The 15,230-nt window shown below is 69.1% G+C and carries 17 protein-coding genes and 4 tRNA genes; 16 read left to right on the top strand and 5 right to left on the bottom strand.

Going from position 1 to position 15,230, the window contains the following annotated elements; translation table 11 throughout:
* Positions 1-119: 119 nt before the first annotated feature.
* Positions 120-608, bottom strand: coding sequence for a YajQ family cyclic di-GMP-binding protein (locus ACKTSN_RS19315; RefSeq protein ID WP_409470250.1), 489 nt, complete (start codon positions 606-608; stop codon positions 120-122).
* A 221-nt stretch (positions 609-829) separates the two neighbouring features.
* Between ACKTSN_RS19315 and ACKTSN_RS19310 the strand changes: the two genes are divergently transcribed.
* Positions 830-911 (top strand) — tRNA-Tyr (locus ACKTSN_RS19310).
* A 95-nt stretch (positions 912-1,006) separates the two neighbouring features.
* Here the strand turns inward: ACKTSN_RS19310 and ACKTSN_RS19305 are convergent.
* Together ACKTSN_RS19305 and ACKTSN_RS19300 are read right to left on the bottom strand one after the other, a co-directional pair.
* Entirely contained in the window at positions 1,007-1,663 is a 657-nt protein-coding gene (locus ACKTSN_RS19305; RefSeq protein WP_409470249.1) for an SDR family oxidoreductase, read from the bottom strand.
* A 202-nt stretch (positions 1,664-1,865) separates the two neighbouring features.
* Positions 1,866-3,143 carry an amidohydrolase family protein gene (locus ACKTSN_RS19300; protein ID WP_409470248.1) on the bottom strand — a complete coding sequence of 426 codons (1,278 nt, stop codon included), beginning with the start codon at positions 3,141-3,143 and terminating at the stop codon, positions 1,866-1,868.
* Between the two features lie 285 nt (positions 3,144-3,428).
* Between ACKTSN_RS19300 and ACKTSN_RS19295 the strand changes: the two genes are divergently transcribed.
* The 6 genes from ACKTSN_RS19295 to ACKTSN_RS19270 all read left to right on the top strand — a co-directional run bounded on the left by ACKTSN_RS19295 (position 3,429) and on the right by ACKTSN_RS19270 (position 6,117).
* A tRNA-Thr gene (locus tag ACKTSN_RS19295) sits at positions 3,429-3,501 on the top strand.
* A gap of 46 nt (positions 3,502-3,547) precedes the next feature.
* A tRNA-Met gene (locus ACKTSN_RS19290) sits at positions 3,548-3,620 on the top strand.
* Positions 3,621-3,709: 89 nt separating this feature from the next.
* Positions 3,710-3,874: a 50S ribosomal protein L33 gene (gene rpmG, locus ACKTSN_RS19285; RefSeq protein ID WP_003948671.1), complete on the top strand. Its 165-nt coding sequence runs from the start codon at positions 3,710-3,712 to the stop codon at positions 3,872-3,874.
* Between the two features lie 237 nt (positions 3,875-4,111).
* Positions 4,112-4,564, top strand: coding sequence for an FAS1-like dehydratase domain-containing protein (locus tag ACKTSN_RS19280; RefSeq protein WP_409470247.1), 453 nt, complete (start codon positions 4,112-4,114; stop codon positions 4,562-4,564).
* Between the two features lie 4 nt (positions 4,565-4,568).
* Positions 4,569-4,997, top strand: coding sequence for a MaoC family dehydratase (locus ACKTSN_RS19275; protein WP_409470246.1), 429 nt, complete (start codon positions 4,569-4,571; stop codon positions 4,995-4,997).
* A gap of 64 nt (positions 4,998-5,061) precedes the next feature.
* Entirely contained in the window at positions 5,062-6,117 is a 1,056-nt protein-coding gene (locus ACKTSN_RS19270; RefSeq protein ID WP_409470245.1) for a UDP-N-acetylmuramate dehydrogenase, read from the top strand.
* A gap of 74 nt (positions 6,118-6,191) precedes the next feature.
* On the opposite strand, the gene ACKTSN_RS19265 is transcribed toward ACKTSN_RS19270, so the two are convergent.
* Complete coding sequence (locus tag ACKTSN_RS19265) at positions 6,192-7,223, bottom strand: adenosine deaminase (RefSeq protein ID WP_224738976.1); 1,032 nt, start codon at positions 7,221-7,223, stop codon at positions 6,192-6,194.
* A 128-nt stretch (positions 7,224-7,351) separates the two neighbouring features.
* A complete protein-coding gene (locus ACKTSN_RS19260) occupies positions 7,352-8,578 on the bottom strand; it encodes a pyridoxal phosphate-dependent aminotransferase (protein WP_409470244.1) in 1,227 nt (408 codons plus the stop codon).
* A 372-nt stretch (positions 8,579-8,950) separates the two neighbouring features.
* On the opposite strand from ACKTSN_RS19260, the gene ACKTSN_RS19255 reads away from it, so the two are divergent.
* From ACKTSN_RS19255 to rplL, 9 genes are all read left to right on the top strand, one after another.
* Positions 8,951-9,023, top strand: a tRNA-Trp gene (locus ACKTSN_RS19255).
* A 105-nt stretch (positions 9,024-9,128) separates the two neighbouring features.
* On the top strand, positions 9,129-9,416 hold the full coding sequence (secE, locus tag ACKTSN_RS19250) for a preprotein translocase subunit SecE (RefSeq protein ID WP_224738974.1): 288 nt from the start codon (positions 9,129-9,131) through the stop codon (positions 9,414-9,416).
* A gap of 77 nt (positions 9,417-9,493) precedes the next feature.
* The gene (gene nusG / locus ACKTSN_RS19245) at positions 9,494-10,309 is read left to right on the top strand and encodes a transcription termination/antitermination protein NusG (RefSeq protein ID WP_409470243.1); all 816 of its coding nucleotides are present in this window, start codon (positions 9,494-9,496) and stop codon (positions 10,307-10,309) included.
* A gap of 168 nt (positions 10,310-10,477) precedes the next feature.
* Positions 10,478-10,912, top strand: coding sequence for a 50S ribosomal protein L11 (gene rplK / locus ACKTSN_RS19240; RefSeq protein WP_004927359.1), 435 nt, complete (start codon positions 10,478-10,480; stop codon positions 10,910-10,912).
* A 78-nt stretch (positions 10,913-10,990) separates the two neighbouring features.
* A complete protein-coding gene (gene rplA / locus ACKTSN_RS19235) occupies positions 10,991-11,716 on the top strand; it encodes a 50S ribosomal protein L1 (RefSeq protein WP_409470242.1) in 726 nt (241 codons plus the stop codon).
* A gap of 142 nt (positions 11,717-11,858) precedes the next feature.
* The gene (locus ACKTSN_RS19230) at positions 11,859-12,704 is read left to right on the top strand and encodes a hypothetical protein (protein WP_409470241.1); all 846 of its coding nucleotides are present in this window, start codon (positions 11,859-11,861) and stop codon (positions 12,702-12,704) included.
* A 100-nt stretch (positions 12,705-12,804) separates the two neighbouring features.
* Positions 12,805-13,647, top strand: a complete 843-nt coding sequence (locus tag ACKTSN_RS19225; protein WP_409470240.1) for a DUF1396 domain-containing protein — start codon at positions 12,805-12,807, stop codon at positions 13,645-13,647.
* A gap of 311 nt (positions 13,648-13,958) precedes the next feature.
* Complete coding sequence (gene rplJ / locus ACKTSN_RS19220) at positions 13,959-14,489, top strand: 50S ribosomal protein L10 (RefSeq protein WP_409470239.1); 531 nt, start codon at positions 13,959-13,961, stop codon at positions 14,487-14,489.
* 114 nt (positions 14,490-14,603) lie between these two features.
* A complete protein-coding gene (rplL, locus tag ACKTSN_RS19215; protein WP_409470238.1) occupies positions 14,604-14,993 on the top strand; it encodes a 50S ribosomal protein L7/L12 in 390 nt (129 codons plus the stop codon).
* The last annotated feature ends 237 nt before the right edge of the window (positions 14,994-15,230 follow it).

Here is a 15,230-nt window from a genome sequence, read left to right as displayed (position 1 = left end):
GCCCGTCCGGGCCGACAACAGATCAGGAACACGCGCCCGTACAGCGCGCAAGGGTGGGCATCAGATGCCCACCCTTGCGCGCTGTACGGGCGGCGCCGCGATGCCCGAACGGTGACCGACTAGCGGTAGTTCACGAACTGCATCGCGAAGTCGAAGTCCTGGCCCTTCAGAAGGGCGATCACAGCCTGCAGGTCGTCCCGGCTCTTGGAGCTGACCCGCAGCTCTTCACCCTGTACCTGGGCCTTGACGCCCTTGGGGCCCTCGTCGCGGATGATCTTCGCCACCTTCTTCGCGTTCTCCTGAGAGATGCCCTCCTTGATCGACGCGAAGATCTTGTACTCCTTGCCGGAGAGCTGGGGCTCGCCCGCGTCCAGGGCCTTCAGCGAGATGCCGCGCTTGATCAGCTTGGACTGGAAGACGTCGAGGACGGCCTTCACGCGGTCCTCGGAGTTCGCCTCCATCAGGATCTTGTCGCCGGACCACGAGATCGAGGCACCCACGCCCTTGAAGTCGTAGCGCTGCGAGATCTCCTTGGCGGCCTGGTTGAGGGCGTTGTCGACCTCCTGCCGCTCGACCTTCGAGACGATGTCGAAACTGGAGTCGGCCATGTGCTGTGGCTCCTTGTATCCGGGTGCGTATCGGTGCGGGGCGGCATACGCAGGGCGACAGCCGAGCCCGGCTCGGCCCCGGGCCGCATCCGGACAAGCCTAGCCACCCCTCGTCCCGCGAGCGCCGAATAGCCGGGTGCGAAGCACCCCTGCCTATCGGGTATTGTTTACGTCGTTGCCAGCGAGCTCCGCCGAAAGCGGGTTCGAATGGCGGCAAACCCGGCGGTGTGCCCGAGCGGCCAAAGGGAGCAGACTGTAAATCTGCCGGCTCAGCCTTCCCAGGTTCGAATCCTGGCGCCGCCACACTGAGGAAGACCCTCTCCCCACCTGCGGAAACGCGGTGCGGAGGGGGTTTTCTCGTTGCGGCAGGGTCCTGGTTCGTCTCCTGCCCCGGATCCTCAGTTGCCGGCCACCGACTTCACCGACACCGACACCGGAGCGGACCCGCTGACCAGCTCCAGGGTCAGGCCGGCCGTCGCCGGGGTCTCCAGCAGTTCGGCCAGTACCGCGGCCACGTCGTCGCGTGGGACCGTACCGCGGCCCGTGTGCGCCTCCAGGCGTACGAGGCCGGTGCCGGGGTCGTCCGTGAGCGAACCGGGGCGCAGGACCGTCGAGTCCAGGGCGTCCAGGCCGCGGATGTACTTGTCCGCCTCGCCCTTGGCGCGCAGGTAGACGTCGAAGACCTCGTTGCCCTCGTGCTTCGCGTCCGCGCCGATGGACGACACGACCAGGAAGCGCCGTACGCCCGCCCGGACCGCGGCGTCCGCGAACAGGATCGCCGCACCCTTGTCCACGGTGTCCTTGCGTGCCGCCCCGCTCCCGGGGCCGGCGCCAGCCGTGAACACGGCTGCGTCCGCGCCCTGAAGGTGCGCCGCGACCTCCTCGACCGTGGCCGACTCCAGGTCCAGCAGGACGGGCTCGGCACCCGCCTCCCGCAGATCGTCGCCCTGTTCCGAGCGGCGGATGATGCCCGCCACCTCGTAACCGCGCGCGGTGAGCAGCCGCTCCAGCCGCAACGCGATCTGACCATGACCACCAGCGATGACAATGCGCATGTTTCCGACCGTACGCCCAGACGGCCGCATGCGCCCCACGACCCGAGCTCCACCCACGGCGCGCGCTCCGGAAGCACATGCGCAGGCGCATACGCCCCCTGTATACGCGCCCCCGAACGCGCCCCCGAACGCGCTCCTGCACCACCGACGCGCCCCGCGCCTGCCCCGCCCCCGCTCACACCTCCCCCTCACCCTCACCCACTCACGACAGCTCCTTCCGCCCTTGCCGAGGCAACCCCAGCTCCGCCGCAGCCGCCCCGTCCTCCGTGGCCTCCCAGTTGCAGTACTCCCGCACCGAACTCGTCCGCGCCACCACGCGCCCCCGGTGCACCACGATCCGGCTGTACGCCAGCGACAGCGCACCCGCGAGCTGATCCCCTCGTACCGCCAGCAGTTCGGCCGGGAAGCCCGCCTCCACGCGCACCTCGGGCAGGCCCAGGACGGCCCGTGCCGAGGCGCTCACCGCGTCGTAGGCGTCCTCGGGGCGCAGCCCGTAGCGGGAGGCCAGCAGGTAGGCGGCCTCCAGTGGGTCGCCTCGGCCCACCGGGTTGGACACGTCCCGCAGGGCGCCGCTGCCGGCGGCGACGCGAACGCCGGCAGCGCGCAGCAGTCGTACGGGCGCCGTGTCGCGTCGGTCGACGGCCCCGCAGCCGCCCTGTGGCAGGCACACGACGGTCACTCCGGCCGCCGCCAACTGGTCGGCGGTGCGCGCGGCCACGTCGGTGGACAGTCGGCCGAGGCCGCCGCACGGGCCGATCGTCACGCCGGGGCGCAGCCCGCCGGCCATCGCGGCGAGGCGGGCGAGCCGCGCCGGGTCGGTGGCGTCGGTGTGCAGGTCGACAGGGCAGCCGTGTTCGGAGGCGAGCTCCAGGACCGCCTCGACGTACCCCGTGGGATCGGGATCGAGATCAGGACAACCCCCCACCACAGAGGCACCCATCTTCACCGCGTCCCGCATCATGGCGAGCCCGTCGGCCCCGGCCACCCCGGTCAGCACCCGCGGCACCGCGACCGCCGCCAGCGCGGCGAGCCCGCGCAGTGAGCGACGTGCCTGAAGGACGGCGGTCAGCGCGCCGAGCCCCTGAACGTCGCCCACGCGCACATGTGCCCGCAGCGCGGTCGCCCCGTGCCCGAGTTGCAGCAGGGCGGCCTCCGTGGCCCGGCGCTGGATGTCCTCGGGTTCGTACGAGACCGGGCCGCCGTCGGCGGACAGCGCGGTGTCCGCGTGAGCGTGGGGTTCGGCCGGGGCTGGCAGGAGAAGATATCCGCCGAGGTCCACGCGCGCACAGCGGCCGCGGGCACTGCCCAGGCTGCCGGCCGTACCGACCGCCTCGATCCGCCCGTCGCCCACCCGGACGTCCACGGTCCGGCCGTCGGTGAGCCGCGCCCCGCACAGCAGCAGAGAGGCCGCGGCGTGCTGCCCCGGGGAGTCCGACGAGGGCGACGAGGGGTCGGGGGGCTGCGGCTGGCTGTCGGGCATCGCGTTCCAGGGGCTCGGGGGCTCGGGGGCTCGGGGGCTCAGGGTTCGTGATGTGCGGCACGGGGTGCGTATGCGGCCAAGATCACGCAGAGTGAGTCGAGCCTAGGACGGCGGTCGGTCCCCGGCGGGGAGGAGCGTAAAAGTCGTACTGGTGTGGCCCGCCGAACCTGAGCAGTGCGGGAGAGGGCTCGCGGGGCTGCTGAGAGATCCGTTTTCGCGGCGGGGCCGGGGTCGGGAAACGGATTTGGGTGAACGGCGGCCGAGCGTGTAATGTCTTCATCGCTCGCCCCAATAGCTCAGTCGGCAGAGCGTCTCCATGGTAAGGAGAAGGTCAACGGTTCGATTCCGTTTTGGGGCTCTGGTGTGAGGGGTTCCCGTCGCAAGACGGGGCCTGATCACACCACAGCGGTGTAGCTCAGTCGGTAGAGCAAGCGGCTCATAATCGCTGTGTCACCGGTTCAAGTCCGGTCACCGCTACTGACAGTAGCCGATTGCGGGGTCGGTCCTTCGATCGGCTACTCTTTCTTGCGTTGAACTAACCTACCCGTTCGTCAAGGAGCACTCACGTGGCTGCCACCGACGTCCGCCCGAAGATCACGCTGGCCTGCGTGGAGTGCAAGGAGCGGAACTACATCACCAAGAAGAACCGGCGTAACAACCCGGACCGTCTCGAGATGAAGAAGCACTGCCCGCGCTGCAACGCGCACACGGCGCACCGCGAGACGCGCTGACCAGGCTCGTACATCTCGAAGATTCAGATCTTTCAGATCTCTGCCACGAGGCCACCCCGCAGTTCGAGGGGGTGGCCTCGCGGCTTTTCGGTCACCCTTTCGGCCGGCGTGGCGTCGAGCGCAATCGGGCACAGCCCCCTTTTATACGGTTGACCGGGCACGGTGCCCGCAAGCGGCCGCCGTAAGAAGGCCGTCGTCCACCGGTCAATCGCAGCAGACACCAGGAGGTGCCGAGCCATGGCGCTCGACCAGTCCTTCGTGGGGCGGACCTACCCGCCCACCGAGCCCTATGAGGTGGGCCGGGAGAAAATCCGTGAGTTCGCGGAGGCGGTGGGTGACGCCAACCCGGCCTACACGGACCCGGAGGCCGCCAAGGCCCTCGGTTACCCCGATGTGATCGCCCCGCCGACCTTTGTGTTCGCGATCAGCTTCAAGGCCGCGGGCCAGGTCGTCGCCGACCCGCAGCTCGGCCTGGACTACAGCCGGGTCGTGCACGGCGACCAGAAGTTCGCCTACAGCCGTCCGGTGCAGGCCGGTGACCGGCTGACGGTCACCTCGACCATCGAGTCGATCAAGTCCCTCGCGGGGAACGACGTCCTGGAGATCCGCGGCGAAGTGCACGACGAGGCCGGCGAGCACGTCGTCACCGCCTGGACCAAGCTGGTGGCCCGCGCGGCCGAGGAGGCGTGAGCAGATGACTGCCAAGATCGCGTACGCCGACGTCGAGGTCGGCACCGAACTGCCCGCGCAGAGCTTCCCCGTGACACGCGCCACCCTCGTCCAGTACGCGGGGGCCTCCGGGGACTTCAACCCGATCCACTGGAACGCGAAGTTCGCCAAGGAGGTCGGACTGCCGGACGTCATCGCGCACGGCATGTTCACCATGGCCGAGGCGATCCGCGTGGTCACCGACTGGACCGGCGATCCCGGAGCGGTCGTCGAGTACGGCGTCCGCTTCACCAAGCCTGTCGTCGTCCCGAACGACGACAAGGGGGCCGTGATCGAGGTCTCCGGCAAGGTCGCGGCCAAGCTCGACGACAGCACCGTACGGGTGGACCTGACGGCCACCAGCGACGGGCAGAAGGTGCTCGGGATGTCGCGGGCGGTCGTACGGCTGGCCTGAGCGGGGCGGCGAGGCGAGAGGCAGGGGCGCCGGGCTGTCAGTGCCGTCTCGTAGTCTTGGGCGCGTGCAGGAACTCCACGACGCCCCTCTCGCCCCGCTGACCACCCTCCGGCTGGGCGGCCCCGCGACCCGGCTGGTCACCGCGACGACGGACGCCGAAGTGATCGACGCCGTCCGCGAGGCCGACTCCGCCGGTACGCCGCTGCTGCTCATCGGCGGCGGTTCGAACCTGGTCATCTCGGACAAGGGGTTCGACGGCATCGCCCTGCGCATCGCCACGCGCGGCTTCGAACTCACCGGCACGCGGCTGGAGCTCGCCGCTGGCGAGGTGTGGACCGACGCCGTCACCCGCACGGTCGAGGCCGGACTCGCGGGCATCGAGTGCCTGGCCGGCATCCCCGGCTCGGCGGGCGCGACGCCGATCCAGAACGTCGGGGCGTACGGCCAGGAGGTCTCCTCGACGATCACCGAGGTCATCGCCTACGACCGCCAGGCGGGCGAGACGGTCACCCTGACCAACGCCGAGTGCGCCTTCTCCTACCGGCACAGCCGCTTCAAGGCCGACCCCGAGCGGTACGTCGTCCTGCGCGTCCGCTTCGAGCTGGAGGACGCGGGCGGGCTGTCGGCGCCGCTGAAGTACGCCGAGACCGCACGCGCCCTGGGCGTCGATCCCGGCGACCGCGTCCCGCTCGGCGACGCCCGCGAGGCCGTGCTGAAGCTGCGCGCCGGAAAGGGCATGGTCCTGGACCCCGAGGACCACGACACCTGGTCGGCCGGCTCCTTCTTCACCAACCCGATCCTGACCGACGCGGCGTTCGCCGTGTTCCACGCGCGCGTGCGGGAGCGGCTTGGCGACGGCGTCGAGCCGCCCGCCTACCCGGCGAGGGAGGGGCACACCAAGACCTCCGCGGCCTGGCTGATCGACAAGGCGGGCTTCACCAAGGGCTACGGCACGGGCCCGGCCCGTATCTCCACCAAGCACACCCTCGCCCTCACCAACCGAGGCGACGCGACCACGGAGGATCTGCTGGCGCTGGCCCGCGAGGTCGTCGCCGGAGTCCATGAGGCGTTCGGCATCACGCTGGTCAACGAACCGGTGACGGTCGGCGTCAGCCTCTAGAGGCGTTTCGTCCAGGCCGGTTCAGTACGGGATCGCGGGCTGAGCGTCGGCCCGTCCGCGCCTGCGGAACAAGCTCAGGCGGTCAGCCAGTCGTCCACGCCCGCCAGCAGCTTCGCCTGCACGTCCTCCGGTGCCGCCGAAGCCCGTACCGACTGGCGTGCCAGTTCCGCCAGCTCCGCGTCGCTGAAGCCGTGATGCTCCCGGGCGAGCTCGTACTGCGCCGCCAGACGGGAGCCGAAGAGCAGGGGGTCGTCGGCTCCCAGCGCCATGGGCACGCCCGCCTCGAAAAGGGTGCGCAGCGGGACGTCCTCCGGCTTGTCGTACACGCCGAGCGCCACGTTCGACGCCGGACACACCTCACAGGTGACGCCCCGGTCGGCCAGGCGCTTCAGGAGCCGTGGATCCTCGGCCGCCCGCACGCCGTGACCCACCCGGTTGGCGTGCAGGTCGTCCAGGCAGTCGCGAACCGAGGCCGGGCCCGTCAGCTCGCCACCGTGCGGAGCCGAGAGCAGACCGCCGTCCCGGGCGATGGCGAAGGCCCGGTCGAAGTCCCGTGCCATGCCCCGCCGTTCGTCGTTCGAGAGGCCGAAGCCGACCACGCCCCGGTCGGCATAGCGGACCGCCAGCCGGGCCAACGTGCGGGCGTCCAGCGGGTGCTTCATACGGTTCGCGGCCACCAGGACCCGCATGCCGAGCCCGGTCTCCCGCACCGCCGTGTCCACCGCGTCCAGGATGACCTCCAGCGCGGGGATCAGACCACCCAGACGGGGGGCGTACGACGTCGGATCCACCTGGATCTCCAGCCAGCCCGAGCCGTCCTTCAGGTCCTCCTCCGCCGCCTCCCGCACCAGCCGCTGGATGTCCTCCGGCTCCCTGAGGCACGAGCGGGCCGCGTCGTACAACCGCTGGAAGCGGAACCAGCCCCGCTCGTCCGTCGCCCGCAGCTTCGGCGGCTCCCCGCTGACCAGGGCCTCGGTCAGCACGTCGGGCAGTCGCACCCCGTGCTTGTCGGCGAGTTCCAGCAGAGTGGCGGATCGCATCGACCCGGTGAAGTGCAGGTGCAGATGGGCCTTCGGAAGGGCGGAGACATCACGTACACGTTCCATCCCAGGATCCTGCCGTACGGCCCTGCCGTCCCGGTAGCGCTTTCCCCTTGAGTGGTCTTGCTCGCACAAAGAAACGGGCCGCCTCCCCACAGGGAAACGGCCCGCCACGCGCGTGAAGCCCGGAAACGTCAGTCGCGCGCCTCTGTCAGCAGCTTCTGGATCCGGCTCACACCCTCGACGAGGTCCTCGTCACCCAGGGCGTACGACAGTCGCAGATAGCCCGGCGTGCCGAAGGCCTCGCCCGGAACCACCGCGACCTCGGCCTCCTCCAGGATCAGCGCGGCCAGCTCGACCGTGTCCTGCGGACGCTTGCCGCGGATCTCCTTGCCGAGCAGCGCCTTCACCGACGGGTAGGCGTAGAAGGCGCCCTCGGGCTCCGGGCACACCACGCCGTCGATCTCGTTCAGCATCCGCACGATGGTCCTGCGGCGCCGGTCGAAGGCCTCGCGCATCTTCGCCACGGCGTCCAGATCGCCGGAGACGGCGGCCAGCGCGGCCACCTGCGCCACGTTCGAGACGTTCGACGTGGCGTGCGACTGGAGGTTCGTCGCGGCCTTGACCACGTCCTTCGGTCCGATGATCCAGCCCACGCGCCAGCCTGTCATCGCGTACGTCTTCGCGACGCCGTTGACCACGATGCACTTGTCGCGCAGCTCCGGCAGGACCGCCGGCAGCGACGCGGAGGTCGCGTCGCCGTAGACCAGGTGCTCGTAGATCTCGTCGGTCAGCACCCACAGACCGTGCTCGACGGCCCAGCGGCCGATCGCCTCGGTCTCGGCCTCGCTGTACACGGCGCCCGTCGGGTTCGACGGGGAGACGAACAGCACGACCTTGGTCTTCTCGGTGCGGGCCGCCTCCAGCTGCTCCACGCTGACGCGGTAGCCCGTCGTCTCGTCGGCGACGACCTCGACCGGGACACCGCCGGCCAGCCGGATCGACTCCGGGTACGTCGTCCAGTACGGCGCCGGGACGATGACCTCGTCACCCGGGTCGAGGATCGCGGCGAACGCCTCGTAGATGGCCTGCTTGCCGCCGTTGGTGACGAGGATCTGCGAGGCGTCGACCTCGTAGCCCGAGTCGCGCAGCGTCTTCACGGCGATCGCGGCCTTCAGCTCGGGCAGGCCGCCGGCCGGTGTGTAGCGGTGGTACTTGGGGTTCTTGCAGGCCTCGATCGCGGCCTCGACGATGTAGTCCGGGGTGGGGAAGTCGGGCTCGCCGGCGCCGAAGCCGATCACCGGACGCCCGGCGGCCTTCAGGGCCTTGGCCTTGGCGTCCACGGCGAGGGTGGCGGACTCGGAGATCGCGCCGATGCGGGCGGAGACCCGGCGCTCGGTGGGAGGGGTTGCAGCGCTCATGGACCTCATCGTTCCAGACCGGAAACGAGCCCGGCACACGGGTTTCACGGACTGAACGGCAGGGGGTCAACACCTGAACAACAGTGCGGACGGGTGGGATGGCCTGGGCGATCTTCCGGGGCCGGGCCGGCCCGGGGCGCCTGACCTTGGAGGATCCACCGGCGATCTCCGGCCGATCCGGCCGGAGATCTTCCGGCCGTCCACCACCCTTCTGCCACCCGTCTTCCATCCGCCAAGCCCCCTACGGGCACTTTCTGTTCGACGACCGGCTCAGGACCACGTACACTCTCACCTCGTTGGCCCACAGCAGCCCGCACACACCAGGTGCACACCGAGCACCCGGTCGTATGCGGTACGTTGGTGGGCAGACAAAGGGTCGTAGCTCAATTGGTAGAGCACTGGTCTCCAAAACCAGCGGTTGGGGGTTCAAGTCCCTCCGGCCCTGCTACACACACCGCCAGGATGTGTGCGCAGGTACGTACAGCAATGCACCGCCGTGCGGCTCAGACCGGGCGCGGCACGGCCACGACCCGGGATCAGGTGAGGACGAATGACGGACGCCGTGGGCTCCCTCGACACGCCTGATGCCCAGGACGAGGCGCCGGAGTCCCAGAAGAAGACCCGCAAGGGCGGCAAGCGCGCCAAGAAGGGCCCGCTGAAGCGCCTTGCGCTCTTCTACCGGCAGATCGTCGCGGAGCTCCGCAAGGTCGTCTGGCCCTCGCGCAACCAGCTGACGACGTACACGACCGTCGTGATCATCTTCGTCGTCATCATGATCGGCCTGGTGACCGTGATTGACTATGGGCTCGACCACGCCGCCAAGTACGTCTTCGGCTGAGCCAAGAGCGAAGGGCGCCGTCACCGGCGCCCCTTTCGCGCGTTCCACCCCTATGTATCCAGGAAGAAGCAGCCACCGTGTCTGACCCGAACGTGAACGACGCCATCGAGCCGGTCGAGTCCGTGGAAGACGAGCTCGACATCGTCGAGGGTGCGGACGAGGACCTGGATGAGGCTGAGGCTGCCGACGCCGCCGCGGACGAGCCCGCGGAGGAAGCCGCCGTGCACGTCGAGGAGGAGCCCTCCGAGGAGGGCGAGGGGGAGCCCGAGTCCGAGCTCGACCCCGTGGAGAAGCTCCGCGAGGAACTGCGCACCCTGCCCGGCGAGTGGTACGTCATCCACACCTACGCCGGCTACGAGAACCGCGTGAAGACCAACCTGGAGCAGCGCGCCGTCTCGCTGAACGTCGAGGACTACATCTTCCAGGCCGAGGTGCCGCAGGAAGAGGTCGTCCAGATCAAGAACGGCGACCGCAAGACCATCCGCCAGAACAAGCTCCCCGGGTACGTCCTGGTGCGCATGGACCTGACGAACGAGTCCTGGGGCGTCGTCCGCAACACGCCGGGCGTCACCGGCTTCGTCGGCAACGCCTACGACCCGTACCCGCTGACCCTGGACGAGATCGTCAAGATGCTCGCCCCGGAGGCGGAGGAGAAGGCCGCCCGCGAGGCCGCCGAGGCCGAGGGCAAGCCGGCGCCGCAGCGCAAGGTCGAGGTCCAGGTGCTGGACTTCGAGGTCGGCGACTCGGTCACCGTCACCGACGGCCCGTTCGCCACGCTCCAGGCCACGATCAACGAGATCAACGCCGACTCCAAGAAGGTCAAGGGCCTGGTGGAGATCTTCGGCCGGGAGACCCCGGTCGAGCTCTCCTTCGACCAGATCCAGAAGAACTGACCCTTCCTGGACGTACCGCTTCCGCGCAGGTCAGGTGGGCTCTCGGAGCCTGTCTGACCTGCACGGTTTTTGGCCGCGCATCTATACCCGTTATCGTTGTGCGGTATGCCTTCTGCCGGGACGCGACTCGGCGGAGGGTAGACCCGAATCGAAAGGACCCGGAGAGCTATGCCTCCCAAGAAGAAGAAGGTCACGGGGCTCATCAAGCTCCAGATCCAGGCCGGTGCCGCCAACCCGGCTCCGCCGGTCGGCCCCGCGCTGGGTCAGCACGGCGTCAACATCATGGAGTTCTGCAAGGCCTACAACGCCGCGACCGAGTCGCAGCGTGGCTGGGTCATCCCGGTGGAGATCACGGTCTACGAGGACCGTTCCTTCACCTTCGTGACCAAGACCCCGCCGGCCGCCAAGATGATCCTCAAGGCCGCGGGCGTGGAGAAGGGCTCCGGCGAGCCGCACAAGACCAAGGTCGCGAAGATCACCCGCGACCAGGTCCGCGAGATCGCCACCACCAAGATGCCCGACCTCAACGCCAACGACCTGGACGCTGCCGAGAAGATCATCGCTGGCACCGCCCGTTCCATGGGCGTCACGGTCGAGGGCTGAGCCCCAACCTCCCCGAAGCAGAAGTGGCAGGGCCTGCTCGGCCCGGACCACGACTCCTAAGAATCCCCAGGAGCAGTAGTGAGCAAGCGCAGCAAGTCTCTCCGCGCTGCGGACGCCAAGGTCGACCGGGAAAAGCTGTACGCCCCGCTCGACGCCGTCCGTCTCGCCAAGGAGACCTCCACGACCAAGTTCGACGGCACCGTCGAGGTCGCCTTCCGTCTGGGTGTCGACCCGCGCAAGGCCGACCAGATGGTCCGTGGCACCGTGAACCTCCCGCACGGCACCGGTAAGACCGCCCGGGTCCTGGTCTTCGCGACCGGTGACCGTGCCGAGGCCGCTCGTGCCGCGGGCGCCGACATCGTCGGCGCCGACGAGCTGATCGACGAGGTGTCGAAGGGCCGTCTGGACTTCGACGCCGTCGTCGCCACCCCGGACCTCATGGGCAAGGTCGGCCGCCTCGGCCGCGTCCTCGGCCCGCGTGGTCTGATGCCGAACCCGAAGACGGGCACGGTGACCCCCGACGTCGCCAAGGCTGTCAACGACATCAAGGGCGGCAAGATCGAGTTCCGCGTCGACAAGCACTCGAACCTGCACTTCATCATCGGCAAGACGTCGTTCGACGACACCAAGCTGGTGGAGAACTACGGCGCCGCGCTGGAGGAGATCCTCCGTCTGAAGCCGTCCGCCGCCAAGGGTCGCTACATCAAGAAGGCCGCCATCACCACCACGATGGGCCCCGGCATCCCGGTCGACCCGAACCGCACCCGCAACCTCCTCGTCGAGGAGGACCCGGCCGCGGTCTGAGCCCTCAGGCTCACCCCAACCGGTCACGGGCCCCGCACCTTCCGAGGTGCGGGGCCCGTTCCCTTTCCGCTACCGGGCACGACTGTCAGTGCCCTGGGTTAGCGTTCTTGCACGGGACTCGCATCTCGCACAGGGGGGACGAATGACGAGCACCGGCCTGCGCACCGGCGTGCGCCGCGTGGCCCTCGCGATCGCAGCGGCGACCGCGCTGACCGGCTTGGCTGCCTGCACCTCCACGGACCCCTCCGGCCGACCCGCCCCGGACGACAGCCGGACCCGCGACAGCGCGACCGGCGCCGCCCAGGCCCGCCCGATGGCCGAGCTGCGCTCCGCCGAGCGGTCCACCGACCGGGCCGACTCCGCCCGCGTCGAGTCCACCACGACCATGGGCACGATGATGTCCATGACCGCCGACGGCGTCCTCGGCTGGGGCGACGACATCACCGGCACCCTGACGATCACCTACACCGGCGGCACGATGGCCGACACGATGCGCCGCCTCGGCAGCACGTCGATGGAGGCCCGCTATCTGCCCGACGCCTACTACGCCCGCATGGGCGACGAGTTCGCCGCGCAGGCGGGCGGCAGGCACTGGCTGAAGTACGCGTACGACGACCTGGAGCAGCTGGCCGGCAGCTCCGGCGCGTACCTCGAGAAGCAGCTGCGGCAGAGCACCCCCGACGAATCGGTACGGCTGCTGCTGGAATCGGACGACGTGCGCAGGGTCGGCAAGGAACGGATACGTGGCGAGCGCACCACGCACTACTCCGGCACGGTCGACGTCGGCGACGCCGGTGTCACCACGCAGACCGTCGACATATGGGTCAACGACCGGGACCTGCTGGTCAAGAAGGTCGAGAAGGGCCGGACGACGAGCGGCGAGCTCACCCAGACCGCCTACTACAGCGACTACGGCGCCGAGGCCACCGCCGAGGAACCCCCGGCCGCCGACACCCAGGACGTCAAGGACCTGCTGAAGCCCGGGTGAGCCCTCCTGTGGCCCCGGGGAATTCGGGGGACCCCTCGGGGCCCCTGGGATAGGCTCCAGCCCTGTTGTGAATCGGCCATGTGTTCCTTGGGGGGAATCGATGGGTCTTTCTGCACGTACGCGGGGTGGGGTGGCGGGAGCCGGGCTCGCGGCACTGGTCCTCGGCGGTGCGGTCGGCTGCGGTACCGAGCAGTCGCCGGCCATGACGCCCGCCGCGGCTGTCGCCAGGGCGGCGGAGAAGACGGAGGACATCACCTCCCTCAGCTACCGGATGAAGGGCGAGGTCCCCGGCGACGGCCGGATCGAGGCCGAGGCGACGATGAGCATGAAGCCGCAGGCCATGAGCATGAAGATCACCATGTCCGACGACCCGGAGATGACCGGCCCGGTGGAGATGCGCCTGGTCGACAAGGCGCTGTACATCGGCGGCGAGTCGATGGCCGAGGAGATGGACGGCAAGAGCTGGATGAAGATCGACGCGTCCCAGCTGGGCGGCGAGCACAGCCTCGGCTCCGGGGCGAGCGGCCTCGGCCAGGCCGACAAGAACCCGGCCGCCGAGTCCGCCTTCCTCACCGGCTCCGACGACGTCGAGGAGGTCGGCACCGAGACGGTCGACGGTGTGGAGACCACCCACTACAAGGGCACCATCACCCTCGAGGACATGCGGGACAGCCTCAAGGACGAGGACAAGAAGACCCGCGAGCTGCGCGAGAAGAGCCTCGAGCAGTACGAGGACATGGGCGTCGACGAGCTGACCATGGACATGTGGGTCGACGGCGACGACCACACCAAGCAGTTCCGTATGCAGGGCGACGCCGACAAGGGCAGGCTCGACATGACGGTGACGTTCCTCGACTACAACGAGCCGGTGACCGTCCAGGCCCCGCCCGCCAAGGAGACGCTCGACCTCGCCGAGATGATGAAGGAACTCGGGGAGAGCTGACCAGCCCCGGAGTCGAGCACCGTCGTACGACCGGATTTGCTTGACAGCGATCCGGTCCCGTACTCTTCTGCAGAAGCCAAAGACCGCTGGTCGTTGCCGCGTGCTCGTACGAGGGCGCGGTGGCCGAAGGATCCGCTGAACTGCGGACGACCCGCGTAGGTGACAGTGGAAGTGCTCCTGAACCGGTTCCGCCCGTACGGAATCCGTCTGGTCGAGCTACGCCCCGTGCACCTGCGCCGGGGCGTTTCGTTTTCCCCAGTCCTCCTTCGGGTCCGCGCGGTCCGAATCACCCGGAAGGAGGCCGAGGCTCTATGGCGAGGCCCGACAAGGCTGCCGCGGTTGCCGAGCTGACGGACAAGTTCCGCAGCTCCAACGCCGCCGTGCTGACCGAGTACCGCGGTCTCACCGTGGCTCAGCTCAAGCAGCTGCGCCGTTCGCTCGGTGAGAACGCCCAGTACGCCGTGGTGAAGAACACGCTGACCAAGATTGCGGCCAACGAGGCCGGGATCACGACGCTGGACGACCAGTTCGCTGGTCCGACGGCTGTCGCCTTCATCACCGGCGACCCGGTGGAGTCGGCGAAGGGTCTTCGTGACTTCGCCAAGGACAACCCGAATCTCGTCATCAAGGGCGGTGTCCTCGAGGGCAAGGCCCTCTCCGCCGACGAGATCAAGAAGCTTGCGGACCTCGAGTCCCGCGAGGTTCTGCTCTCCAAGCTGGCCGGTGCCTTCAAGGCGAAGCAGTCCCAGGCTGCCTCCGTCTTCCAGGCGCTGCCGTCGAAGCTCGTCCGCACCGTGGACGCGCTGCGCGCCAAGCAGGACGAGCAGGGCGGTGCCGAGTAACTCGGCTCGCATCCCGGCCACCGCTGCCTGAACGCGGAGGCCGTCGCGGGCCAGACGTACGCCCGCCTCACATGTACATCCGGCACCTGCCGAATTAGTGGAAGGACCGCCATCATGGCGAAGCTCAGCCAGGAAGACCTGCTCGCGCAGTTCGAGGAGATGACCCTCATCGAGCTCTCCGAGTTCGTGAAGGCGTTCGAGGAGAAGTTCGACGTCACCGCCGCCGCGGCCGCCCCGGTCGTCGTCGCCGGTGGTGCCGGTGCCGCCGCCGGCGCCGAGGCCCCGGAGGAGAAGGACGAGTTCGACGTCATCCTCACCGGCGCCGGTGACAAGAAGATCCAGGTCATCAAGGTCGTGCGCGAGCTGACCTCCCTCGGCCTGAAGGAGGCCAAGGACCTGGTGGACGGCGCCCCGAAGCCCGTCCTGGAGAAGGTTGCCAAGGACGCCGCCGACAAGGCCAAGGAGGCCCTCGAGGGCGCCGGCGCCTCCGTCGAGGTCAAGTAAGACCTTTCGGAGTATCTCCGCACCTCTCTGCGCGTCGAGTGCAGCCCAGTAGGGCTGTAACGCGAACGCACCGAAGAGCGATCATCCATCCGGGTGGTCGCTCTTCGGCGTTCAGGGGGCTTGGGTGGCGGCTACCTTGCACGCCCGGGTGCGAGGGGTAAGGTGATCTTCGTCCTGCCTCCGAGCGCGCAAGTGACGAGCGCAGCACCCGGTTTGAGCCAGGGGGGCCTTGACGAA

The organism is Streptomyces flavusporus (assembly GCF_046267975.1).
Taxonomy (GTDB): Bacteria; Actinomycetota; Actinomycetes; order Streptomycetales; family Streptomycetaceae; genus Streptomyces; species Streptomyces flavusporus.
Note: the sequence above shows the minus strand (reverse complement) of the source record. Positions and strands in the feature narration are given on the sequence as shown.

What these genes read in the sequence shown, in the direction of transcription:
- ACKTSN_RS19315 (WP_409470250.1), bottom strand. Translation starts at nt 608, where the DNA reads ATGGCCGACTCCAGTTTCGACATCGTCTCGAAGGTCGAGCGGCAGGAG.
- ACKTSN_RS19305 (WP_409470249.1), bottom strand. Translation starts at nt 1,663, where the DNA reads ATGCGCATTGTCATCGCTGGTGGTCATGGTCAGATCGCGTTGCGGCTG.
- ACKTSN_RS19300 (WP_409470248.1), bottom strand. Translation starts at nt 3,143, where the DNA reads ATGCCCGACAGCCAGCCGCAGCCCCCCGACCCCTCGTCGCCCTCGTCG.
- ACKTSN_RS19280 (WP_409470247.1), top strand. Translation starts at nt 4,112, where the DNA reads ATGGCGCTCGACCAGTCCTTCGTGGGGCGGACCTACCCGCCCACCGAG.
- ACKTSN_RS19275 (WP_409470246.1), top strand. Translation starts at nt 4,569, where the DNA reads ATGACTGCCAAGATCGCGTACGCCGACGTCGAGGTCGGCACCGAACTG.
- ACKTSN_RS19265 (WP_224738976.1), bottom strand. Translation starts at nt 7,223, where the DNA reads ATGGAACGTGTACGTGATGTCTCCGCCCTTCCGAAGGCCCATCTGCAC.
- ACKTSN_RS19260 (WP_409470244.1), bottom strand. Translation starts at nt 8,578, where the DNA reads ATGAGCGCTGCAACCCCTCCCACCGAGCGCCGGGTCTCCGCCCGCATC.
- secE (WP_224738974.1), top strand. Translation starts at nt 9,129, where the DNA reads ATGACGGACGCCGTGGGCTCCCTCGACACGCCTGATGCCCAGGACGAG.
- rplK (WP_004927359.1), top strand. Translation starts at nt 10,478, where the DNA reads ATGCCTCCCAAGAAGAAGAAGGTCACGGGGCTCATCAAGCTCCAGATC.
- ACKTSN_RS19230 (WP_409470241.1), top strand. Translation starts at nt 11,859, where the DNA reads ATGACGAGCACCGGCCTGCGCACCGGCGTGCGCCGCGTGGCCCTCGCG.
- ACKTSN_RS19225 (WP_409470240.1), top strand. Translation starts at nt 12,805, where the DNA reads ATGGGTCTTTCTGCACGTACGCGGGGTGGGGTGGCGGGAGCCGGGCTC.
- rplJ (WP_409470239.1), top strand. Translation starts at nt 13,959, where the DNA reads ATGGCGAGGCCCGACAAGGCTGCCGCGGTTGCCGAGCTGACGGACAAG.
- rplL (WP_409470238.1), top strand. Translation starts at nt 14,604, where the DNA reads ATGGCGAAGCTCAGCCAGGAAGACCTGCTCGCGCAGTTCGAGGAGATG.